The organism is Bradyrhizobium sp. 132, assembly GCF_023074185.1.
Classification (GTDB): Bacteria; Pseudomonadota; Alphaproteobacteria; order Rhizobiales; family Xanthobacteraceae; genus Bradyrhizobium.
Genome location: NZ_JADPKY010000126.1, coordinates 71,199 through 93,605, shown reverse-complemented (window position 1 = coordinate 93,605; position 22,407 = coordinate 71,199). Strand labels below are relative to the sequence as shown.

Sequence of the window (22,407 nt, the reverse complement as noted above, 5' to 3'; positions counted from 1 at the left end):
TATTGCTGTCAACCGGTAAACATGTTTTACCGGTGTTCCATTTCCTCTGGTGTCCTGATGTCGAAAGAGTCACGCAAATTCCAGGTTCCCGACGCGCTGGCGAACGTCTACGATTTCGCCAACACGCTCGATGTTCGCCACTTCACGCATTTCGGTGTGGAGCACCCGCAGAGCGACGAAATTGCCGGGATGAAGCAGATCGCGGACTGGATGCAGGAGCGCGGCCTCGGCGGCGGCGGACGCATCACGCCCGCGATGTTCGCTACCGCCCTGCGGCTGCGCGAAGCGCTACGCGCCTATCTGCAATGCGACCCAGCCGAGCGGCGCCGGAACAAGGAGGTTCTCGGCGCGCTCGGTGACGCGCTCGCGGCGTTTCCGTTGCGGGTGGAGGCGCGGGTTGGCTGCGGCGCAGTATTATCGGCGATGCGCGCGGATGCGCTCGCCGGCCTGTCGACGATCGCGATCGAGCTGCACAACGCAACGCTTGTGGGAACGCTGGACCGGCTGAAAATGTGCGCATCGCAGGAATGTCGCCGCGTGTTCTTCGACCGGTCGAAACCGGCGACGCGGCGGTGGTGTATGTCGACGCTTTGCGGCAATCGGATGAAGACGCGCGCCTATCGCGAGCGGCAGCGCGAGGCGAAATAGATCAGCGGCAATCAGGCGCGGTAATGGCCGGACTTGCCGCCGAGCTTCTCGACCAGGTGGATGCCCTCGATGCGCACGCCGCGCTCGACCGCCTTGATCATGTCGTAGATGGTGAGGCAGGCGACCGACACGGCGGTGAGCGCCTCCATCTCGACGCCGGTCGGGCCCGTGACCTTCACGCTGGCGCGGACGAGGCAGCCCGGCAGCTTTGCGTCGGGCTCGATATCGACCGTCACCTTTGACAGCGCGAGCGGATGGCAGAGCGGGATCAGCTCCGAAGTGCGCTTGGCAGCCATGATGCCGGCGATGCGGGCGGTGCCGAGCACGTCGCCCTTCTTGGCGTTGCCGGACACGATCAGGTCGAACGTCGCCTTGGTCATGACGACGCGTCCTTCCGCGACCGCGAGCCGCTCGCTCGCGGGCTTGTCGGACACGTCAACCATCCGCGCCTCGCCGGAGGCGCCGATATGAGTGAGGGCGGGGCCGGTCTTCGTCGGATTGGCCTTTGCGGGCTTACGCGCCATCAGCGCGTGCCTGTGGCGCGCGCGGTCTCGCGTGCGAGCAGCGTGCGCGTCGCAGCGGTGACGTCGGCTTGCCGCATCAGGCTCTCGCCGACCAGGAAGGTCGACATGCCGACGCGCTCGAGCCGGGCGAGATCGGCGGGCGTGAAGATGCCGCTCTCGCCGACCATCAGCCGGTCCCCGGGGATCAACGGCGCCAGCGTCTCGCTGGTCGCTAACGTGGTCTCGAAGGTACGCAGATTGCGGTTGTTGACGCCGATCATCGGCGAACGCAGTTTTAGCGCGCGGTCCAACTCGGCGTGGTCATGAATCTCGATCAGCACGTCCATGCCGTAGGCGAGGGTGGCGTCCTCGAGGTCCTTTGCCGCGGCATCATCGAGCGCCGCCATGATGATCAGGATACAGTCGGCGCCGTGCGCGCGGGCCTCCGCCACCTGATAGGTGTCGAACATGAAATCCTTGCGCAGCACCGGCAGTGAAGTTGCCGCGCGCGCGGCCACCATGAAGTCGAGATGGCCCTGGAACGAAGGCGTGTCCGTCAGCACCGACAGGCAGGCGGCGCCGCCGGCCTCATAGGCGCTGGCGAGCAGCGGCGGATCGAAATCGGCGCGGATCATGCCCTTTGACGGCGAGGCCTTCTTGACCTCCGCGATCAGGGCGTAGTCGCCGCTGGCGTGCTTGGCCTTGATTGCGCGCACGAAGCCGCGCGGTGCTGCTTGCGCCTTGGCTTGCGCCTCCATGGCCGACAGCGGCTGCGCGCGCTTGGCGGCTGCGATTTCCTCGCGCTTGTAGGCTTCGATCTTGGTCAGGATGTCCGACATGTCAGGCTCAGCCGTTCGAGACCGCGATCAAATGTTTCAGCCGCGCGCTCGCCGCGCCGCTGTCGAGCGATTTTGCGCCGATCGCGACGCCTTCCTTGAGGTCCCTGGCACGCCCGGCCACGACCAATGCGGCAGCCGCGTTGATCAACGCTACATCACGGTAGGGGCTCGGCTTGCCGTCGAGCACGCTTTGGAGCGCGATCGCATTGGCGTCGGCGTCGCCGCCTTTGAGTGCACCGGCCTCGCAGCGCGGCAGGCCGGCGTCTTCCGGCGTCACCTCGAAATTCCGGATCTCGCCATTGTGTAGCGCGGAGACGAAGGTCGGGCCGGTGAGGGTGATTTCGTCGAGGCCATCAGAGCCGTGCACGACCCAGGCGGATTCGGAGCCGAGGTTCTTGAGCACTTGCGCCAGCGGTTGCACCCATTGCCTGGAGAACACGCCGACCATCTGCCGCTTCACGCCGGCCGGATTGGACAAGGGGCCGAGCAGATTGAAGATCGTGCGTGTCGCGAGCTCCACCCGGGTCGGGCCGACGTTCTTCATGGCGGGATGATGGGCGGGGGCGAACATGAAGCCGATGCCGCATTCGCGCACGCAGCGGCTGACCTGATCCGGCCTCAGATCGATCTTCACCCCGAGCGATGCCAGCACGTCGGCGGCGCCCGAGCGCGACGACAGCGCGCGGTTGCCGTGCTTGGCCACCGGCAGACCTGTGCCCGAAACGACGAAGGAGGCGCAGGTCGAGACATTGACCGAGCCGGAGCCGTCGCCGCCGGTGCCGACGATGTCGACGGCGTCCGCGGGCGCGTCGACCGTGAGCATCTTGGAACGCATCGCCGAGACCGCGCCGGTGATCTCGTCCACGGTCTCGCCGCGTACCCGCAGCGCCATCAGGAGGCCGCCCATTTGCGAGGGCGTAGCCTCGCCGGACATCATGGCGTCGAAGGCGGAAGCCGCTTCATCACGCGACAGGCTGGCGCCGGTCGCCACTTTTCCAATGATCGATTTCAGGTCGTCCATCGCGTGCTTTCAACTGCTCTACTGGTTCGCGCCCGTCACCTGCGCGAAGGCGGCCTGATTAATGGTGGTGCCGATGTCGGTTTCGAGCCTGTTGACGTAGGAAGCGATCTGCTCCTCGGTCTGCGCGCGGTCGAGGCTGTCCTTCAGCTTCTTGACCGCGTCGGAGGCGGCGTCGACCGTGGGATCGATGATGTCGGTGACGCGGAACACGATCACTTCGGTGCCGCCGGTCACCGGCGTCTGCCCGACGCCGTCCTTGGCGGTGCGGAAGGCGGCCGCCACGACGGCTGCGGGCACGCTGGCGGGCGAGTCATCGCGCTTGAAGCCGGTGGCGGTCTCGACCTTGGCGCCGATCGCGGCTGCTTCGTCGGCGAGCTTGCCGCCGGATTCGAGCTTCTGCACCATCTCGGTCGCCTTGGCCTTCAGCTTGGTCGCGATCTGGTCCTGCCGCCAGCGCGCCTCGACCTGGTCGCGAACCTCGTCGAGATTGCGGTCGCGCGAGGGCGTGATGGCAACCACGTCGTACCAGACATAGCCGCCCTTGAACGAGATCGAGTCATTGTCGACACCGACATCGGTGTTGAAGGCCTGCGACACCACGTCGAGGCCCTGCGGGATGTTGGAGACCGGCTGGCCGTTCGGGGTGCGGCCGGAACGGTCGACGGCGTCGATGGTCACGGCGGTGAGGCCGAGCTTCTGCGCCGCGTCGATCACGCTGGCACCTCCGCCGCGCTCGTCTTCCATCTTGTCGCGGAGATCGGCGACCTTGACGCGCGCACGTTCGGTGGCGATCTCGCGCTTGATGTCGGCGGCGACGCTCGCATAGTTCGCCTCATTGCCCGGCTCGATCTTGTCGACCTTGACGATCGACGTGCCGAGACGGCCCTGGATCGGCTGGCTGATTTCACCGGCGGGAAGCGCGAAGACGGCGTCTCCAACCGCGGGATCGAGCGTGGATTTGGTCACGAGCCCAAGATCGACGTCGGATGCGCTCAGTCCGCGCTCCTTGCCGAGGTCCTCGAACGACGTCCCGCTGGTGAGCCGCTCGCGTGCGGCCTGCGCCTCGGCGGCATTGGGGAATACGATCTGTTGGATCTGGCGCTTCTCAGGCGTGCCGAGCCGGTCCTTGCGCTGGTCGAACACTTTCTTGGCGTCCTCGTCCGACACCTCGCTCCACTTGCCGATCTCCTCCGGCGAGACCACGACGAACGCGATCTTGCGATATTCGGGCGCGCGGAACTGGACCTTGTGATCCTCGAAATAGGCGGCGAGCGCCTCGGGCGAGGGCGCGTCGATAGTGCCTGCCTGGGCTGCGTCGAGCCTGACGAATTCAATGGCGCGCTGCTCGTTCTGGAAGCGCGTCAGCACGTCGAGCATCGTCTTTGGCGGTTCGAGGCCGGCACCGATCGTACCGGTGATCTGCCGGCGCAGCGAGACCTTGCGCTGCTCGGAGACGTAGCGCTGCTCGGTATAGCCGACATTGCGGATCACGGCCTGGAAGCGGTTCGGATCGAAGCTGCCGCCGACGCCCTTGAAGTTCGGGTCGTTCATGATGACCTGGCGGATCTGGTCGTCGGACTGGCCGAGCCCGAGCCGACGCGCCTCTTCGTCGAGGGCGGCTTCCGCGATCGTCTGCTGGAGCACCTGACGGTCGAGGCCGAAGGCGCGCGCCTGCTCAGGCGACAGCGGACGGCCGAACTGGCGGCTGATCTGTTGCAGGCGGTCGGTATAGGTCTGGCGGAACTCGTTCAGCGAAATCTCGGTGCCGCCGACCTTGGCCACCGTGGATTGGCCGAAGCCCTTGAAGATGTCGGCGATGCCCCAAACGCCGAAACTGATGATCAACACGCCCATCACGATGGCCATAATGGTCTTGCCGAGCCAGTTTGATGAGGCCTTGCGCATTCCTCGAAGCATTTGGTCCAACTTGTTTGGCAGGAGGGGAACGGGAGCGCGTCTTAATGCAGATTCCGCAAAAGCGCGTCACCAAATCGATAGATCATCATAAAGTGGCGGCTTTCCCCCCGCAACCTCAGGTCCAGCATGCTTTCGATCCCTGCGGTTAAAAGCCCCTGGTCTCTGGAACTGCCACGGGACCTCTGCTAGCGCATGCGCAAACCTCATTTTGCTGGAAATTGACATGACCGACGCCATTCGACCGCTGATCGCCGGCAACTGGAAAATGAACGGGCTGAAGGGCTCGACTGCCGAATTCGACGCCATGCTTAATGGTGCGGCAGAGGTGGCCGGCAAGGCTGATCTGCTGGTTTGCCCGCCGGCGACCCTGATCGCAGCCTTTGCCGAGAAGGCGCGCGGCAAGAAGGTCGCAGTCGGGGCCCAGGATTGCCATCCCAAGGCGTCCGGCGCCCATACCGGCGACATCGCCGCCGAAATGCTGGTGGATGCGGGCGCGACCGCCATCATTGTCGGCCATTCCGAGCGCCGCGCCGACCACGGTGAGGGCGATGCCCTGATCCGGCAGAAGGCCGAGGCTGCCTGGCGCGCGGGGGTGACGGCGATCGTCTGCATCGGCGAGACGCAGGGCCAGCGCGATGCCGGCCAGACCCTGGACATCCTGCGCGGCCAGCTCAACGGCTCACTGCCCGACGGCTCCACCGCCGCCAATCTGGTCGTGGCCTATGAGCCGGTCTGGGCGATCGGCACCGGCCTGACCCCGACGGCCCAGGATGTCGAGCAGATTCATGGCTTTATTCGGGAATTCCTGACCTCCAGGTTCAGAGCCGACGGCGCTAAAATGCGCATCCTCTATGGCGGCTCGGTCAAGCCCTCGAATGCGGCCGAGCTGATGGCGGTGAAGAACGTCAATGGCGCGCTGGTCGGCGGGGCCAGCCTGAAGGCGGCCGATTTCCTTGCGATCGCCCAAGGCTGTCCCAATTAAAGGCTGTCCCAATTAAAGGCTGTTCCAACTAAGGGCTGCCCCTGGCTAATTCCAAACCTTAGGACCCGGCCGATCGGGGGTGGCAATGCCCCTTCCGATCGTGTAACACCGCGCAACTTCAGGAAAACCCGCGAAGCACGATCGGCCGCCTCTCGGCGCTGTCGGCTTGTGACGGAAGGACACTATGCAGACCGTTGTCATCGTCATTCACCTCATGATCGTCAGCGTCATGATCGGCGCCGTGCTGCTCCAGAAGTCGGAAGGCGGCGGCCTCGGCATGGGAGGTGGCGCAGGCTTCATGTCGAGCCGCGGCACCGCGAACCTCCTGTCGCGGACCACCGCGATCTTGGCCGCAGGCTTCTTCCTGACCAGCCTGTTCCTGTCCTGGCACGCGGGCTACGACCGTGCGCCTTCGTCGATCATCGGTACACCGGCGTCGCAGAGCCAGCCGGCCGGCGGCGGGCCGATCGCGCCGCCGACCTCGGGCGGTATCCTGGATTCGCTGAAGAAGGCGGATGAGCAGCAGCAGGCTCCGGCACCGAGCGGCCCGCAGGTACCGCGTTCGCAATAAAGCAGGGGGGCCATGCAGGGCGGCTTCTACCGTCCTGCATCAACAATCCCCATCAAGGCTCTGTCACCACTCTTAGTTTTTGGCTCACCCACAGGCCCGCAGAATCTTTGGGGCGGAATACGAATCGCTTTGGCGAATCGAATTCGAGGGATTAGAGGTTAAGCCCCATGGCGCGGTACATATTCATCACCGGCGGCGTGGTTTCTTCGCTCGGCAAAGGTCTGGCTTCAGCGGCACTCGGTGCCCTGTTGCAAGCCCGAGGCTACAAGGTCCGCCTCCGCAAGCTCGACCCCTATCTCAATCTCGATCCCGGAACGATGTCGCCGTATCAGCACGGCGAAGTGTTCGTGACCGATGACGGCGCGGAAACCGATCTCGATCTCGGTCACTATGAGCGCTTCACCGGACGGCCTGCGACCAAGGCCGACAACATCACGACCGGGCGCATCTACCAGGACATCATCACCAAGGAGCGCCGCGGCGATTATCTCGGCGCGACCATCCAGGTGGTTCCGCATGTCACCAACGCCATCAAGGACTTCGTCCTCCACGGCAACGACGATTACGACTTTGTGCTGGTCGAGATCGGCGGCACCGTCGGCGACATCGAGGGCCTGCCGTTCTTCGAGGCGATCCGCCAGCTCAAGAACGAACTGCCGCGCGATCACGCCATCTACATTCATCTGACGCTGCTGCCTTACATTCCGAGCGCCGGTGAGTTGAAGACGAAGCCGACGCAGCACTCAGTCAAGGAGTTGCGCTCGATCGGCATCCAGCCGGACATCCTGCTCTGCCGTACCGATCGCGAGATCCCGAAGGAGGAGCGGCGCAAGCTCGGGCTGTTCTGTAACGTGCGCGAGAGCGCCGTCATCGAGGCGCGCGACGCCGACAGCATCTACGCCGTCCCTCAGGCCTATCATGCCGCAGGCCTCGACGACGAAGTGCTCGCCGCCTTCGGCATCGGCTCGCGGATTCCGCCGGAGCTGCGGAGCTGGCAGCAGATCAACGAGCGCATCCGCAATCCCGAAGGCGACGTCACCATCGCCATTGTCGGCAAATATACCGGCATGAAAGATGCCTATAAGTCGCTGATCGAGGCGCTCTCGCATGGCGGCATCGCCAACAAGGTGAAGGTCAATCTCGACTGGATCGAGAGCGAGATATTCGAGAAGGAAGATCCCGCGCCGTTCCTCGAACACGTCAACGGCATTCTGGTGCCCGGCGGCTTCGGCCAGCGCGGCGCCGAAGGCAAGATTCGCGCGGCGCAGTTCGCGCGCGAGCGCCGCGTGCCCTATTTCGGCATCTGCTTCGGCATGCAGATGGCGGTGATCGAGGCCGCACGAAACCTCGTCGGCATCGAGGACGCCAACTCCACCGAGTTCGGCCCGACCAAGGAGCCGCTCGTCGGCCTGATGACGGAATGGCTGCGCGGCAACGAGCTCGAGAAGCGCTCCAACGCCGGCGATCTCGGCGGCACGATGCGGCTCGGGGCCTATCCGGCCGCGCTCAACCGCGGCAGCCGGGTCTCGCAGGTCTATGACGGCGCGACCGAGATTTCCGAGCGCCACCGCCACCGCTACGAGGTCAACACCGCCTACAAGGACCGACTCGAGCAGCACGGGCTGAAATTCTCCGGCCTGTCGCCCGATGGCATCTTGCCGGAGATTGTCGAATACGAGGATCACCCCTGGTTCATCGGCGTCCAGTTCCACCCCGAGCTGAAGTCGCGGCCGTTCGAGCCGCATCCTCTCTTCGCCTCCTTCATTCAGGCGGCGATGGTGCAGTCGCGTCTCGTCTAGCAACTGTCACGCGGAACGATTGACCCGTTCTCGCCCGGAATGCCAACGGCTAGCCTGGGTCCAGCGGAGCAGGGTGCTCACACTCCAACCCTGACGTTCGGCGGGTCGATCTGAAGATTCAACTTGTCCAAGCCAAAGGTGTCGCGAAGCCCGGTCTGGCCAGCAGTTGTCAATTGCACAGCCCGTGTATCATTCACTCGAATCAGCCAATTCAGCTCCATGCAGCATCGTTGGATCTCGGCTCCGACATGGCCGGCGATGTGATATCGGCGCTCGCTCCAGTCGAGGCACGGCTTGCAAAAGATGCGCTTGTTTTGGCGCTTTCGACTCAGGTCGACGCCAAATTCTGTCAGTATCTTTGCGCCGGCATCGGTGACATCTCCACCATCTTCACCCAGAACGATGCAGCCGCTGGCGACCAAAGAGTCCGCGATCGCAACGCCCAATCGACCCGCCAAATGATCGTAGCAGGTCCGACCGAACCGCAACGCAGAGTCACGCGCGGATCGAGGTTGATATCGCTGAGGAACCTCGAGAGCAGCCACCAACTTGATGCTCTCAGGCATGCTGGCGACCAGTGGTGAGGAAATACGGTAGTACCGGTAGCTGCGCTTCCTGGTTACCGAGATAAGCCGGGCGTCGACCATCTTGGACAAGTGCTCGCTGGCCGTCGGTCGCGAAATTCGCGCGAGAAACGCCAGCTCACTTCCGGTCAAGGATTGTCCACCCATGAGGGCTGACAACATGGTCGCGCGCGCCGTATCGCCAACGAGCGCTGCAACCTCGACCATATTCGCCGCTGCAACCATAGGCTCCTCTACCATCGTCCGCATCGGATCAACAAGCGACGTGAGTTCGGCATGCACCAAACTCACGACTGGAGACAATGAGCGCGTCGGATGCGACAGCATGGGAAGTGTTGAGTCCACTTGATCGATATGTCTTGCAGGAGGCGGCCGTGAAACGCGAATCCATCAGAGTTGAACCCATTTCCACGTATTTGGAGCGACGGCGGAAGGGACCGATCTGTCCCGTCATTGTCGCCGGTGAGACGGTTTATGTCTCAGGCCTCCCGCCATTTGATCCGGTCACCGGTGAGGTCAAGCGATTGCCGTTCGTGCGGCAAACCGAGATCGTGCTCGACCAAATGAAACTTTGCCTGGAGGTTGCCGGCTCGTCGTTGCGGGAGGTCGTGAAATGCAATGTCTACTGCACGCCTGATAGCTCAAATTTCGATGCGTTCAATGACGTCTACCAACGCTATTTCCCCGTTTCGCCACCTGCGCGCATCTTTCTAACGGCGCCTTCCTGGCCGGGTGAATTTGATGTGGAGGTCGATTGTGTTGCGATTAAATCCGACCTGGAAGATCGGTCGGCGTCCGCAAGGGACATGAACGAACTAGGGCATCTCAATGCGGGCTATATGCGCTCGGTTGCCTTGAAGGATGTCGATTGGTTTCGCGAACATCTGAGCGATGACTTCCTCAACAGCAACCCCGACGGATCAGTGGTTGATCGTGCCGGGTTCATTGAACAAATCGCGAAGCCGGCAACCATATCGAATTTGGGATACGAGGACGAGCGGATCCGGATCATGGGTGATATGGCGATTATCCATGCACGGACGACCTATACCAGAGCCGATGGGTCGGCCGGCCTCGGACGATATACCGACAGTTGGGCACGTCGCGGGGGCGTCTGGGTTTGTGTTGCCGCTCACGTCACCCGGGGATGAGCATAGGCCCGGATTTGGCGGCAACCCGAGTTCGTGGTTGCTGCCGAAGATCGCCGAATACGAGGATCACCCAGGTTCATCGGCGTGCACTTGCGCAACGCGGCGTCGACCTTCGACTGCCAAAGTCCGACCTTGCAGTCAATCGCTCGCAGGGGAGGCATGTGTGCCCAGCTACAAGACAGTCTCAGACGCAGCCGCTATAGATCACGGGAAATGCCAGGGAGGATAACAAATGATCTACGAAATGCGCATCTATCGCTGCGTGCCCGGCCGCCTGCCGGCACTGCTCAAGCGGTTCGAGACCGTCACGCTGAAGCTGTGGGAAAAGCACGGCATCAAGCAGGCCGGGTTCTTCACGACGCTGATCGGTGAATCCAACCAGGAGCTGACCTATTTTCTGGCCTGGGACTCGCTTGCCGAGCGCGAGAAGAAGTGGGCCGGCTTCATGACCGATCCGGACTGGATGAAAGCGCGCGCCGAGAGCGAGGCGGACGGCCAGATCGTCGGCAACATCATCAGCCAGATCATGGCGCCGACCGCCTTCTCGGCGGTGAAGTAGCGGCCGCCCGCGAGGGCATCGTGGGGAGCCCGGGCGCAACCCTGATATTCTGGGAGCCCGGGCCGAATGGGGTTGATCCGCCCTTCATCGCGGCTATGGTCGCGCCGAAACGAGGGATTTGCCTTGAGCTCTTCGACGTCAGCGGCGCCGGTCGTCACCATTGGCACGGTCCAATTCGGCAATGATCTGCCGATCTCGATCATTGCCGGGCCGTGCCAGCTCGAAAGCCGCCAGCATGCGCTGGAGGTGGCCTCCGCGCTAAAGGAGATCGCCGCGCGGCTGAAGATCGGCCTCGTCTACAAGACCTCGTTCGACAAGGCCAATCGCACCAGCGCGTCGGCTGCGCGGGGTCTTGGGCTGACGCAGTCGCTGCCGATCTTTGCCGAAATCCGATCGTCGCTCGGCCTGCCGGTCCTGACCGACGTGCATGACGCGGCGCAGTGCGCCGAAGTGGCGCAGGCGGTGGACGTGTTGCAGATTCCCGCCTTCCTGTGCCGGCAGACCGATCTGCTGCTGGCGGCCGCCGCGACCGGCAAGGTCGTCAACGTCAAGAAGGGCCAGTTCCTGGCGCCTTGGGACATGGCGAATGTCGTGTCCAAGATCACGAGCGCGAACAATCCGAACGTGCTCGTCACCGAACGCGGTGCGTCCTTCGGCTACAACATGCTGGTCTCCGACATGCGCGCGTTGCCGATTCTTGCGCGTACCACCGGCGCGCCCGTGATCTTCGATGCGACTCATTCGGTGCAGCAGCCGGGCGGGAAGGGGACGTCCTCCGGAGGCGAGCGCGAATTCGTGCCGGTGCTCGCACGCGCGGCTGTCGCTGTCGGTGTTGCCGGCGTCTTCATCGAGACCCATCCCGACCCTGATAGCGCGCCGTCCGACGGACCTAACATGGTGCCGCTGCGCGAGTTCGAAGGGTTGATCCGCAAGCTGATGGCGTTCGACGCGCTCGCCAAGGAATCTGTCAGAACCGGCCCGCACTGATGCAGCAAGGCGAGGCGCGGCCGCACGATCACGGCCTGCCGGCCGCGCTCTACGTCATCTCCGGTGCAAGCTTCGCCGCAGCGCTCTCCGCGCGTGCGCTCGACCCGGTGCTGCCGCACGTCGCCGAGGATTTTGGCGTCAGCATCGCGACCGCAGCCGGATTTGCGGCGGTGTTCGCCTTCACTTTCTCGATCATCCAGCCGATCGTCGGCGCCGCCGCCGATCTGTTCGGCAAGACGCGGCTGATGATCGGCTGCCTCGCGCTGCTCGGCCTTGCCAACATGCTGGGCGCGCTCTCGAGCTCGTTCTCGGTTCTTTTCGCGACCCGTATCCTCGCCGGCATCGGCTCCGGCGGCGTGTTTCCGGTGGCGCTCAGCCTGACCAGCGATCTCGTCGGTCCGGAGAAACGCCAGGTCGCGATCAGCCGCACGCTCGCCGGCGCGATGACCGGCAATCTCCTCGGCGCCTCGGCCTCCGGCCTGATCGGCGATTTCCTCGGCTGGCGCGGCGTGCTGGCGGTGCTCGGCGTGCTCGTGATCGTTGCATCGATCGCGGTCGCCGCCGGTTTTCGCGGCGCTAAGGTCAAGCATCCGCCAAAGACCAGCCTGTCGGCGCTGAAGGCCGGCTATCGCACCATCTTCACCAATCCGAACGCCTATGTCTGCTATTCGGCGGTGTTCATCGAAGGCTGTTGCGTGCTCGGCCTGTTTCCCTACCTCGCTTCGTTCCTGTTCGAACTCGGCCAGACCTCGCTCTCGATCGCGGGCATTGTCATCGCGGGCTTTGCGGTCGGTGGCTTGTTCTACACGCTGACGGTGTCGCGCCTGCTGCCATGGCTGGGCATGACGGGAATGATGATCGCGGGCATGACGCTGGTGGCCTCGCAGCTCGTTGTCCTTGCCTTCGGCCCACGCTGGGAAGTGCAGGCGCTCAATCTCATTGTCATGGGATGGGGCTTCTACATCGCCCATGGCTGCCTCCAGATGTTCGCCAGCGAGCTCTCGGTCGAGGCACGTGCCACCGCGCTGTCGCTGCATTCGTTCTTCTTCTTCATGGGGCAGACGGTGGGGCCGCTCGCCTATGGCCTTGGCCTCCAGCATGGCGGCAAGATGCCGACCCTGTTCGCGAGCGCCGTGATCATGGTGGTGCTGGGTTTCGTCTGTGCGCGGCTGTTGAAGCAGCGGGCGCCATCCGACGCGCGGACCTGACGGAAGTATCGGATGTCCGACTTTCGTACTTCCGCCACATCAAGCTCCAGCTCGAGCATGCGAGCCGCGTCACCAAGCAGGCGGCCGCGAGGTCAAGGATTCCGACACCACCGTGCGCGCCTCAACGCACAATGCCGGCTTTGCCGCTTGCCAAGTTCCCGCAATGTGAAAGAATGAAGTTGGGACGACCAGCGCCCAATGCAATTTCAGGGAGAGGCGCGTGAGTGAATTGCTACATCCCGCGGCCCCCCATCACCTGCCTTCCTTCATCACCGCGCCTGGAGAAACCGACGTCCTGATGGTCGTCGTCGGCATTGTCCTGATCGGCGCCGTTCTCGCCGTCGGGAATCTCTATTTGCACCTGCATACGATGCCGGAACGAATGGCCCACAAGTCGCAGAAATTCCAGTTTGAAATCGTGGCCGTGCTGGGGCTGCTGGCGCTGTTCACGCATAACCATCTGTTCTGGGTGATCGGCCTGTTCCTCGCCATGATCGATCTGCCGGACTTCAGCACGCCGCTACGCAAGATTGCCGGGTCGGTCGAGAAGATGGCCGGCGTCGCGCCTGGGCAGGATCCGACCGAGCCGCCAAGTGAAACCGTTGCCGCGCAGCCTTCCGCAGGAAGCGATGCCAAGACCGAGAGCGCCAAGAGCGAAGTGGCCAGCCATGCTTGAGCTGCTTCTCTGTTCCCTCCTGACGATATTTCCGGACTATCTCTATCGCCGTTATCGGCAGGGAAAGCGCATCGGGCACGAGATCACGCTCTATTCGGTCTGGTTCGAGCTGCGATTTGGCATCATCGCCTGCCTGATGCTTACGGTCTCGCTCATCACGATGATCTTCTATTTTCATCCGTCGACCTCGTCGGCGACGTTGTTCTATCGGACTGTCCCGATCATGACCGAAGTCAACGGCCGGGTTGCCGAGGTTCACGTCGACGTCAGTGCGGACGTCAAGCAAGGCGAGGTGATTTTCAGGCTGGACAGCGCCAAGCAGGAAGCGTCGCTCCTGACGGCCAAGCGCAAGATCGCCGAAATCGACGCCGCCATGCTGGCCGCGCAGGCCGATGTCATGAAGGCGGAAGGCCAGCTTCAGGAGGCAAAGGGTTCGCTGCAGCAGGCTCAGGACGAACTCGATACCAAGACTGAATTGCAGAAGCGCAACCCCGGAATCGTTCCGCAGCGCGACATCGAAAAGCTCGGTGTGGCCGTTGCGGGTCGCCAGGGCACTCTAGACGCGGCGACCGCTTCCAAGCAATCCGCGACGACGCGGCTGAGCGCTCTGCTACCGGCGGAGAAGGCAAGCGCCGAGGCCGCATTGGCCGAAGCGCAGGTCGATCTGGACAAAACCTTCATTCGGGCCGGCGTCGACGGGCGGGTAGAGCAATTTGGACTGAGGCCAGGTGACATCGTTACGCCAAATATGCGCACGGCCGGCGTCCTGATCCCGCAGGGTGCAGGACGGCGTGCTCTCATGGCAGGGTTTGGGCAGATCGAGGCTCAGGTCTTGAAGATCGGAATGGTGGCCGAGGCCACCTGCATTTCCAAGCCGTGGACGATCATCCCGATGGTGATTACCGGTGTGCAGGACTACATCGCGGCCGGCCAGTTCAGGGGCGGTGAACAATTGGTCGAGGCGCAGCAGGTCGTGCGGCCCGGCACCATTCTCGTTTTCATGGAGCCGATCTACAAGGGCGGGCTGGAGGGCGTGACGCCCGGCAGCAGTTGTGTCGCCAACGCCTACACCAGCAATCACGAACTGATCTCGTCGGGGAAACTCGGCTCGTTCAAGAGCTTCGGCTTGCATGTCGTCGATGCAACCGGACTTGTGCACGCCATGCTGTTGCGGATTCAGGCTCTGCTGTTGCCGATCCAGACGCTGGTGCTGAGCGGGCATTGACCCGCCCGCAGCGGCCAAAGATTAGCCCCGTCCGCGATAGGGCGCGACGCCCTGCTCGGGCAGCCAGAGGCCCTTCGGCGCGCGACCGGTCTGCCAGAACACGTCGATTGGGATGCCGCCGCGCGGATACCAGTAGCCGCCGATGCGCAAGAACTTCGGCTTGATCTCGCTCGCGATGCGCTTGCCGATCATCACCGTGCAGTCCTCGTGGAAGGCGCCGTGATTGCGGAAGCTCGCGATGTAGAGCTTCAGCGACTTCGACTCCAGCAGCCATTGGCCGGGGGCGTAGTCGATCATCAGATGTGCGAAATCCGGCTGTCCCGTGACCGGGCAGAGCGAGGTGAACTCCGGCACGGTGAAGCGCACCAGATAATCGGTGCCCGCCTGCGGATTGGGCACGCGGTCGAGCTGGGCTTCTTCCGGCGTGTGCGGCCATTCGACCGCGCGGCCGAGCTGAAGAGATTTCTTCGCCATTGTCGTCACATCCTGTTTCGCGTGCCGGGATGGACGCAAATGCCGCTGTCGTCAACCGGCGGCGATCGTCTGGATCATGATGATCCGGTCGTTGCCGGACTCGCAGCCCCAGAGCTCGCCCGGCCTGCCGTCGAGCTGGCGCACATTGGCATTGGCCTTGTCGCTGGCGAACACGTTGAACTTTTCGGTGGCGGGATCGAAGCGGACGATGGCGTTGGCGGAGAAATCGGTCAGCCAGACCTTGTCCTTGTCGTCGACATAGACCGCGTAGGTGCGGGGACGTTCGCCCGGCAGCTTCCAGGTCTTCCAGGAGGCTCCCGCGGGATCGTGCACCGAGACGTGGCCGCTGTTCCACTCGCTGACCCAGATCCGGCTTTTCGAATCCGACCAGACGCGCCGCGAGCCCTGGCCCGGCGTCGGCGGCTCGACTACAGCGGCATTGCCGGTCGCCAGATCGATCTTGGCGATATAGCTGCCGGCGAGCGAGGCGTACCAGACGTCACCCTTGGGCGTGACGGTGATGCCGTAGGGGCCCACGCCCTTCGGCGCCTTGAACACCGTCATCTCGCCGGATTTTGGCGCGAGCCGGCCGTAATAGCCGGACTGGCCGGTGAACCAGTAGGTGCCATCCTTGTCGAACACGCCGGTGTTGAGATTGGCGTAGGCGAACTTTTCGGGCAGGCGGAACAGCGTGACCTTGAGGTCGGAAGGGTCGACGCGGGCGATCGCATTCTGGCCGCCTTCGGTGATCCAGGGCGCGCCGTCGGGGCCGATGGTCACGCCGTGCGGGGCCGCGCCCTGGCCGAGGCTGACGGTCTTATAGCTGCCATCCTTCGGATCGAGCCTGCCGAGCAGGCCCTTTCCCTGGGCCGTAAACCAGACCGTGCCATCAGGGGCGGGAGCGAGGTCGTGCAGACCGATGGCGGAGCTGACGGGGAAGTATTTTGTCCTGAACGGGCCTTCCTGCGCAAAACTTGGGCGGTCCGCGAGGAGGGCGGCGCTCAAGGCAAGAAACTGGCGGCGATTCATGGCGTTACCCCGACTGTTTGAGATTGAGGTTTTGCGCGCGGACCAGATGCCGTCAAGTTTAGTCCTGGACGCTTCACGCGTCAGTCGAAGCACGCCGTCCAAGCGTTCACATTTGCTTGCGCTCCGTGTAAGACCCGCGGCACCGATCAGCCCTAACGAACGGAAGTGCACATCATGACCGCCATCATCGACATCATCGGCCGCGAAATTCTCGATAGCCGTGGCAATCCCACCGTCGAGGTCGACGTCGTGCTGGAAGATGGCGCGCTTGGCCGTGCTGCCGTGCCGTCCGGTGCCTCCACCGGCGCCCATGAGGCGGTGGAACTGCGCGACGGCGACAAGGCCCGCTATCTCGGCAAGGGCGTCACCAAGGCGGTCGGCGCCGTCAACGGTGAGATCTTCGAGGCCCTGAGCGGCCTCGATGTCGAGCAGCAGGCCCAGCTCGACCAGATCATGATCGACCTCGATGGCACACCGAACAAGAGCCGGCTGGGCGCCAACGCCATCCTCGGCGTCTCGCTCGCCTGCGCCAAGGCGGCCGCGAACTCGCTCGACATGCCGCTCTACCGTTACGTCGGCGGCACCTCGGCGCGTCTCTTGCCGGTGCCGATGATGAACATCATCAATGGCGGCATGCATGCCGACAACCCGATCGACTTCCAGGAGTTCATGATCCTCCCCGTGGGCGCGTCGTCGTTCGCCGAAGGCCTGCGCTACGGCGCCGAGGTCTTCCATACGCTGAAGTCGGAGCTTAAGAAGGCCGGCCACAACACCAATGTCGGCGATGAGGGCGGCTTTGCCCCGAACCTGCCGTCGGCGGACGCCGCGCTCGAATTCGTCATGAACGCGATCGGCAAGGCCGGCTACAAGGCGGGCAGCGACATCGTGATCGGCCTCGACTGCGCTTCGACCGAGTTCTTCAAGGACGGCAAATACGTCTATGAAGGCGAGGGCAAGACCCGCTCGATCTCCGAACAGGCCAAGTACCTTGCCGACCTCGTCGCACGCTATCCGATCGTGACCATCGAGGACGGCATGTCGGAAGACGACATGGACGGCTGGAAGGAGCTCACCGACCTCGTCGGCAAGAAGTGCCAGCTCGTCGGCGACGATCTCTTCGTCACCAACGTCAAGCGCCTCGCCGAAGGCATCAAGGCGGGACGTGCCAATTCGATCCTGATCAAGGTCAACCAGATCGGCACGCTGACCGAGACGCTCGCCGCCGTCGAGATGGCACACAAGGCCGGCTACACCTCGGTGATGTCGCACCGTTCCGGCGAGACCGAGGATTCCACGATCGCCGACCTCGCGGTCGCCACCAATTGCGGTCAGATCAAGACCGGCTCCCTTGCGCGTTCAGATCGCACCGCCAAATACAACCAGCTCCTGCGCATCGAGCAGCAGCTCGGCAAGCAGGCGCTCTATGGCGGCAAGGCGGCATTGAAGGCGCTGGCATAAGCCAGCGTCTCGACAAAACAGGGGAGGATCGACATGAGCGACGGCAACACCGGCCTGCAACTGCGTTCGCTGATCAAGAAGAGCGGTGAACTCGAGATCTCGCTTCTGGACGTGCCGACCCCCGAACCCGGCCCGGACGAAGTCGTCGTCCGCGTCGAGGCGGCGCCGATCAATCCGTCCGACCTCGGGCTCCTGATCGGCGCAGCCGATATGAGCACGGCGAAGGCTTCTGGCGGCAAGGATGCCCCCGTCATCACCGCGAAGGTGCCGGAAGGCGCGATGCGGGCGATGGCAGGCCGGCTCGACGAGTCCATGCCGGTCGGTAACGAAGGCGCGGGCGTCGTGATCAGGACCGGCTCGTCGGATACAGCGAAGGCACTGATGGGCAAGACCGTCGCCATGATCGGCGGCGCGATGTACACTCAGTATCGTACGTTGAAAGTGCGCGAGTGCCTGCCGCTGCCATCAGGCACCACGCCGGCGGAAGGCGCTTCCTGCTTCGTCAATCCGCTCACCGCGCTCGGCATGACCGAGACCATGCGGCGCGAAGGTCACAGGGCGCTGGTGCATACCGCGGCCGCCTCCAATCTCGGCCAGATGCTGAACAAGATCTGCATCAAGGACGGCATCCCGCTGGTCAACATCGTTCGCAGCAAGGAGCAGGCCGACATTCTGCACAAGATCGGCGCCAAATATGTCGTCGATTCCTCCGCGCCGAGCTTCCTCGGCGATCTCACCAATGCGCTGGTCGAGACCGGCGCCACCATTGCCTTCGACGCCATCGGCGGCGGCAAGCTCGCCGGCGACATCCTCAACTGCATGGAAGTCGCAATCAACAAGAGCGCGAAGGAATACAGCCGTTACGGCTCCAACGTGCACAAGCAGGTCTATGTCTACGGCGCGCTCGATATCCGCCCGATCGAACTGCCGCGCGGCTTCGGCATGGCCTGGGGCGTCGGCGGCTGGCTGCTGTTTCCGTTCCTGATGAAGATCGGGCAGGCGGACGGGGCCAAGCTGCGCCAGCGCGTCGTCGACGAACTGAAGACCACGTTTGCCAGCCACTACACCAAGGTGGTGTCGCTTTCCGAGGCGCTCGATCCGGCCAACATTGCGGTGTACGCCAAACGCGCGACCGGCGAAAAATTCCTCATCAACCCAAATAAATAATCGTGACGTGCGACGGCACGTCATCGAAAGAAGGTCTTGCCTTCTGAGCGAAGCGGGAGATTATTCCGCCGCCATTGAAAGCGGAAAAACCGCAAGGCGCGCTCAGAAGGGGACCTCTCCATGACCGATCTCAATCGCCGCCATCTGCTCGCAGGCGCCGCCGCCGTCGGTGCGGCTGCCGTAACCGGCCTCCGGCCGACCATTGCCAATGCCGCAGTGCCGCAAGCCGGGACGCAGGCGCCGGGCTTCTATCGCTACAAGGTCGGCAGCTACGAGTGCACCTCGATCAATGACGGCGCGCGCACGTTCCCGATGCCGGACAAGTTCGTCGTCAACGCGTCGAAGGAGGAAGCGCTGGCCGCAGGCGAGGCTGCCTACATGCCGAAGGGCATGGTCACGGTGCCGTTCAATCCGCAGCTCATCAACACGGGCTCCAAGCTCGTGCTGATCGATACCGGCAACGGCGTTGCCAATCTCGAGCCGAGCAAGGGCGCGGTCGGTCGCACGCTGCAGAACCTCCAGGCCGCCGGCATCGACCCCAAGAGCATCGACGTCGCGCTGCTCTCGCATCTGCATCCTGATCATACCAATGGCATTCGTCTCGCCGACGGCGCGCTCGCTTTCCCGAATGCGGAGATCATGGTGCCGGGCAAGGATTGGGAGTTCTGGACCAGCGAGGACAACGCCGCCAAGGCCGAGTCCAATCCGATGATGAAGAACTACTTCGCCAACGTGAAGAAGACGTTTGCCGGCCTCGAATCCAAGGTGACGAAGTACGATTGGGGCAAGGAGGTCGCGCCCGGCATCACCTCGATCGCGACGCCCGGCCACACGCCGGGTCACACCTCGTTCGCGGTGGCGTCCGGCGATGCCAAGGTGCTGATCCAGTCGGATGTCACCAACATTCCGGAATTCTTCGTTCGCAATCCGGACTGGCATGTCGCGTTCGACACGGATGGCCCGCTGGCACAAGCAACCCGCCACAAATTCTACGACATGGCGGCAGCCGAGAAGGCGACCGTGATCGGCTTCCACTTCACCTTCCCCTCGGTAGGTCATGTCGAGAAGGATGGCGCCAAATATCGCCTGATCCCGTCGGCGTGGAACCCGACGATCTGAGCCGGGTTGCAGATTTGTACGAAAGATCAGGCCGCCACTTGGCGGCCTGATTGTTTTGGGCGGCTGTTTCAGAAACTCAGCGTTTCCAAATCGATCTGGTCCATGCACTTGCATCCATCGCGCGAGATGGCTTAAGTGCCGCCCCGGCACTCCCGCTCAAGCTCTGAGGACATTCCATGGCCTACAATATCGTCACGATCGCCGGCAGCCTGCGCAAGGACAGCTTTTCGCTGAAGATCGCCAATGCGCTTGCCAAGCTGGCGCCGGCCTCCCTCAAGCTCGAGGTCATCACGCCGGCTGGCGTCTCGTTCTTCAACCAGGACCTCGAGGGCGCGCCGCCGGCCGACTGGTTGTCTTTCCGCGAAAAGATCCAGAAGTCGGACGGCGTTATCTTCGTCACGCCGGAATACAATCGCGCGATCCCGGGCGTGCTGAAGAACGCGATCGACGTCGCCTCGCGGCCCTATGGCAAGAGCTCGTTCAACGGCAAGCCGGTCGGCATCATCTCGAATTCGCCAGGCCCGCTCGGCGGCGTCAGCGCCGCCAAGACGCTCCAGAACATCCTGCCGGGTATTTCCGGCCCGATCATGCAGCAGCCGGAAGCCTATTTGAACGCGGTCGGCGACGCCTTCGATGCCGACGGCAATTTGACCAAGGACTCCCTGAAGCCCGTGCTCCAGGCCTATATCGACGCGTTTGCGATGCACGTGGCGAAGCATCACGGCTGAGGCCGCTCGATCCTTGGCATGCCCGGACAGGCCCGGGCATGCCAATTGGCGGTGGGAGTGGCGGCAATTAGCACGCCCTTAACCAACCTGTCCCATCTTCCCAGGATGGTCTCCCGCGCGCGCCTGAAATCGATCCTGACCGGTCTCGCCCTCTATGCGATGGCGGCCGCAATCGTCGGCTATTTCGGCGTCAACGCCTATACCGGCAAATACGGCCTCAACGCCCGCCAGGAGCTCGACCAGGAGATCGTCGCGCTGACCAGCGAGCTGGCGCAGCTCAAGCGCGAGCGCGCCAGGAGCGAGCAGCGCGTTTCGCTGCTGCGCTCTGCGAAAATCGATCCCGACATGCTGGACGAGCGGGCGCGCTTCCAGCTCGACTACGTCAATCCGCGCGATCTCGTCCGGATGATTCCGGCGAACTAACGCGCGTCGGCGCTGGCGACGCGCCTTCGCGAGCACGCAGCCTGTCACTGATTCCATCGATCCGGCGCGATCGGGACAAGCGCGAAGCGCGTTGCCGTCGTGCGGATGACGTCAGCATGTCTGCTATCTGGTACTCCACACACCATAGCGTGAGTGACCGGAGCTAATGTTGCCCGATCAGCGCCAAACATTGTGCAATATTTCGACCACGTTGCGGTGCGGCATAACGAAAGTTGCGCCGCATCGCCGCGGTGCTTTCCAAGGGCGTTTGAGTTGGGTTAGAGAGGGCTGAAGTTTTCTCTGACCCGGAATTCCCATGGCCGCACCCAAGAAAGCCGCCGCAAGCACTGCACAGGACAAGACCGACGGCGGTTCGCCTCCGGAATTCAGCAGGGAGCAGGAGCTCAAGGCGCTCCGCGACATGCTCCTGATCCGGCGGTTCGAGGAAAAGGCCGGCCAGCTCTACGGCATGGGCGCGATCGGCGGCTTCTGCCATCTCTATATCGGCCAGGAGGCTGTGGTGGTCGGAATGCAGATGGCCCTGAAGCAGGGCGATCAGGTCATCACCGGCTATCGCGATCACGGCCACATGCTCGCCACCGGCATGGAGGCCAACGGCGTCATGGCCGAACTCACGGGCCGCCGCGGCGGCTATTCCAAGGGCAAGGGCGGCTCCATGCACATGTTCAGCAAGGAGAAGCACTTTTACGGCGGTCACGGCATCGTCGGCGCCCAGGTCTCGCTCGGCACCGGGCTTGCTTTCGCCAACAGCTATCGCAGCAACGGCAATGTCAGCGTCGCCTATTTCGGCGATGGCGCGGCCAATCAGGGCCAGGTCTATGAGAGCTTCAACATGGCGGAGCTGTGGAAGCTGCCGGTGATCTATGTCATCGAGAACAACCGCTACGCCATGGGCACTTCGGTCTCGCGCGCCTCGGCGCAGCAGGATTTCTCCAAGCGCGGCGCTTCCTTCAACATTCCCGGCCAGCAGGTCGACGGCATGGACGTCCGTGCCGTCAAGGCCGCCGGCGACGAGGCGGCGGCATGGTGCCGCGCCGGCAAGGGCCCCTTCATCCTGGAGATGCAGACCTACCGCTATCGCGGCCACTCGATGTCCGATCCCGCAAAGTACCGCACGCGCGAGGAAGTCGAAAAAGTCCGCCACGACCAGGATCCGATCGAGCAGGTGCGCAACCGCCTGTTGGCCGCCAAGGTCAGCGAGCAGGATTTGAAGGCGATCGACGCCGAGGTGCGCGACATCGTCAACGCGTCCGCCGATTTCGCCCAGCATGATCCCGAGCCGGATGCCGCCGAGCTCTGGACCGACATTTACCGCTGA

General features: G+C 63.5%; 23 protein-coding genes and 1 pseudogene. 17 read left to right on the top strand and 7 right to left on the bottom strand.

From position 1 onward, the window contains the following. Positions 1–57 precede the first annotated feature (57 nt). Complete coding sequence (locus IVA74_RS26090) at positions 58–648, top strand: CGNR zinc finger domain-containing protein (protein ID WP_247349217.1); 591 nt, start codon at positions 58–60, stop codon at positions 646–648. 11 nt (positions 649–659) lie between these two features. On the opposite strand, the gene moaC is transcribed toward IVA74_RS26090, so the two are convergent. Genes moaC through IVA74_RS26070 form a run of 4 tightly spaced genes read right to left on the bottom strand, consistent with a single transcriptional unit; the run spans position 660 to position 4,928 of the window. After that, on the bottom strand, positions 660–1,172 hold the full coding sequence (moaC, locus tag IVA74_RS26085) for a cyclic pyranopterin monophosphate synthase MoaC (RefSeq protein ID WP_247349216.1): 513 nt from the start codon (positions 1,170–1,172) through the stop codon (positions 660–662). After that, positions 1,172–1,990: an indole-3-glycerol phosphate synthase TrpC gene (trpC, locus tag IVA74_RS26080; protein ID WP_247349215.1), complete on the bottom strand. Its 819-nt coding sequence runs from the start codon at positions 1,988–1,990 to the stop codon at positions 1,172–1,174. Before trpC ends, moaC begins: the two co-directional genes overlap by 1 nt. A 7-nt stretch (positions 1,991–1,997) precedes the next feature. Continuing rightward, entirely contained in the window at positions 1,998–3,011 is a 1,014-nt protein-coding gene (gene trpD / locus IVA74_RS26075) for an anthranilate phosphoribosyltransferase (protein WP_247349214.1), read from the bottom strand. Positions 3,012–3,029: 18 nt separating this feature from the next. Continuing rightward, positions 3,030–4,928 (bottom strand): peptidylprolyl isomerase, encoded by a 1,899-nt coding sequence (locus IVA74_RS26070; RefSeq protein WP_247349213.1) that lies wholly within the window; start codon positions 4,926–4,928, stop codon positions 3,030–3,032. Between the two features lie 223 nt (positions 4,929–5,151). Here IVA74_RS26070 and tpiA point away from each other — a divergent pair, with 223 nt between their 5' ends. The 3 genes from tpiA (at position 5,152) to IVA74_RS26055 (ending at position 8,280) form a co-directional block, all read left to right on the top strand. Further along, complete coding sequence (tpiA, locus tag IVA74_RS26065; protein ID WP_247349212.1) at positions 5,152–5,910, top strand: triose-phosphate isomerase; 759 nt, start codon at positions 5,152–5,154, stop codon at positions 5,908–5,910. A gap of 184 nt (positions 5,911–6,094) precedes the next feature. After that, the gene (secG, locus tag IVA74_RS26060; protein WP_247349211.1) at positions 6,095–6,481 is read left to right on the top strand and encodes a preprotein translocase subunit SecG; all 387 of its coding nucleotides are present in this window, start codon (positions 6,095–6,097) and stop codon (positions 6,479–6,481) included. A 167-nt stretch (positions 6,482–6,648) separates the two neighbouring features. Continuing rightward, entirely contained in the window at positions 6,649–8,280 is a 1,632-nt protein-coding gene (locus IVA74_RS26055; RefSeq protein WP_247349210.1) for a CTP synthase, read from the top strand. 77 nt (positions 8,281–8,357) lie between these two features. On the opposite strand, the gene IVA74_RS26050 is transcribed toward IVA74_RS26055, so the two are convergent. Then, positions 8,358–9,191 carry a helix-turn-helix transcriptional regulator gene (locus tag IVA74_RS26050; RefSeq protein ID WP_247349209.1) on the bottom strand — a complete coding sequence of 278 codons (834 nt, stop codon included), beginning with the start codon at positions 9,189–9,191 and terminating at the stop codon, positions 8,358–8,360. Positions 9,192–9,238: 47 nt separating this feature from the next. Here IVA74_RS26050 and IVA74_RS26045 point away from each other — a divergent pair. From IVA74_RS26045 to IVA74_RS26015, 7 genes and pseudogenes are all read left to right on the top strand, one after another. Continuing rightward, positions 9,239–9,631: pseudogene (locus IVA74_RS26045) on the top strand (RidA family protein); the annotation flags it as partial. A gap of 39 nt (positions 9,632–9,670) precedes the next feature. Then, positions 9,671–10,015 carry a nuclear transport factor 2 family protein gene (locus tag IVA74_RS26040; protein ID WP_247349470.1) on the top strand — a complete coding sequence of 115 codons (345 nt, stop codon included), beginning with the start codon at positions 9,671–9,673 and terminating at the stop codon, positions 10,013–10,015. Between the two features lie 232 nt (positions 10,016–10,247). Beyond that, a complete protein-coding gene (locus tag IVA74_RS26035; RefSeq protein WP_247349208.1) occupies positions 10,248–10,574 on the top strand; it encodes an NIPSNAP family protein in 327 nt (108 codons plus the stop codon). A gap of 123 nt (positions 10,575–10,697) precedes the next feature. After that, entirely contained in the window at positions 10,698–11,561 is an 864-nt protein-coding gene (kdsA, locus tag IVA74_RS26030; RefSeq protein ID WP_247349207.1) for a 3-deoxy-8-phosphooctulonate synthase, read from the top strand. Then, complete coding sequence (locus tag IVA74_RS26025) at positions 11,561–12,769, top strand: MFS transporter (protein ID WP_247349206.1); 1,209 nt, start codon at positions 11,561–11,563, stop codon at positions 12,767–12,769. The genes kdsA and IVA74_RS26025 overlap by 1 nt, the downstream gene beginning before the upstream one ends. 220 nt (positions 12,770–12,989) lie before the next feature. Further along, entirely contained in the window at positions 12,990–13,445 is a 456-nt protein-coding gene (locus tag IVA74_RS26020; protein WP_247349205.1) for a hypothetical protein, read from the top strand. Beyond that, positions 13,438–14,670, top strand: a complete 1,233-nt coding sequence (locus tag IVA74_RS26015; protein ID WP_247349204.1) for a biotin/lipoyl-binding protein — start codon at positions 13,438–13,440, stop codon at positions 14,668–14,670. Before IVA74_RS26020 ends, IVA74_RS26015 begins: the two co-directional genes overlap by 8 nt. A 21-nt stretch (positions 14,671–14,691) precedes the next feature. Here IVA74_RS26015 and queF read toward each other — a convergent pair whose 3' ends face one another. Beyond that, positions 14,692–15,144, bottom strand: coding sequence for a preQ(1) synthase (queF, locus tag IVA74_RS26010; protein WP_247349203.1), 453 nt, complete (start codon positions 15,142–15,144; stop codon positions 14,692–14,694). Between the two features lie 51 nt (positions 15,145–15,195). Further along, on the bottom strand, positions 15,196–16,173 hold the full coding sequence (locus IVA74_RS26005; protein WP_247349202.1) for a lyase: 978 nt from the start codon (positions 16,171–16,173) through the stop codon (positions 15,196–15,198). A 174-nt stretch (positions 16,174–16,347) separates the two neighbouring features. Between IVA74_RS26005 and eno the strand changes: the two genes are divergently transcribed. The 6 genes from eno (at position 16,348) to pdhA (ending at position 22,407) form a co-directional block, all read left to right on the top strand. Beyond that, positions 16,348–17,631 carry a phosphopyruvate hydratase gene (gene eno, locus IVA74_RS26000; protein ID WP_247349200.1) on the top strand — a complete coding sequence of 428 codons (1,284 nt, stop codon included), beginning with the start codon at positions 16,348–16,350 and terminating at the stop codon, positions 17,629–17,631. Positions 17,632–17,664: 33 nt separating this feature from the next. Next, positions 17,665–18,798 (top strand): zinc-binding dehydrogenase, encoded by a 1,134-nt coding sequence (locus IVA74_RS25995; RefSeq protein WP_247349198.1) that lies wholly within the window; start codon positions 17,665–17,667, stop codon positions 18,796–18,798. 120 nt (positions 18,799–18,918) lie between these two features. Beyond that, a complete protein-coding gene (locus IVA74_RS25990; protein ID WP_247349196.1) occupies positions 18,919–19,917 on the top strand; it encodes an MBL fold metallo-hydrolase in 999 nt (332 codons plus the stop codon). A gap of 176 nt (positions 19,918–20,093) precedes the next feature. Further along, entirely contained in the window at positions 20,094–20,645 is a 552-nt protein-coding gene (locus IVA74_RS25985; protein WP_247349194.1) for an NADPH-dependent FMN reductase, read from the top strand. Positions 20,646–20,750: 105 nt separating this feature from the next. Continuing rightward, entirely contained in the window at positions 20,751–21,068 is a 318-nt protein-coding gene (locus IVA74_RS25980) for a septum formation initiator family protein (protein ID WP_247349469.1), read from the top strand. A gap of 316 nt (positions 21,069–21,384) precedes the next feature. Continuing rightward, positions 21,385–22,407, top strand: a complete 1,023-nt coding sequence (gene pdhA, locus IVA74_RS25975) for a pyruvate dehydrogenase (acetyl-transferring) E1 component subunit alpha (RefSeq protein ID WP_247349192.1) — start codon at positions 21,385–21,387, stop codon at positions 22,405–22,407.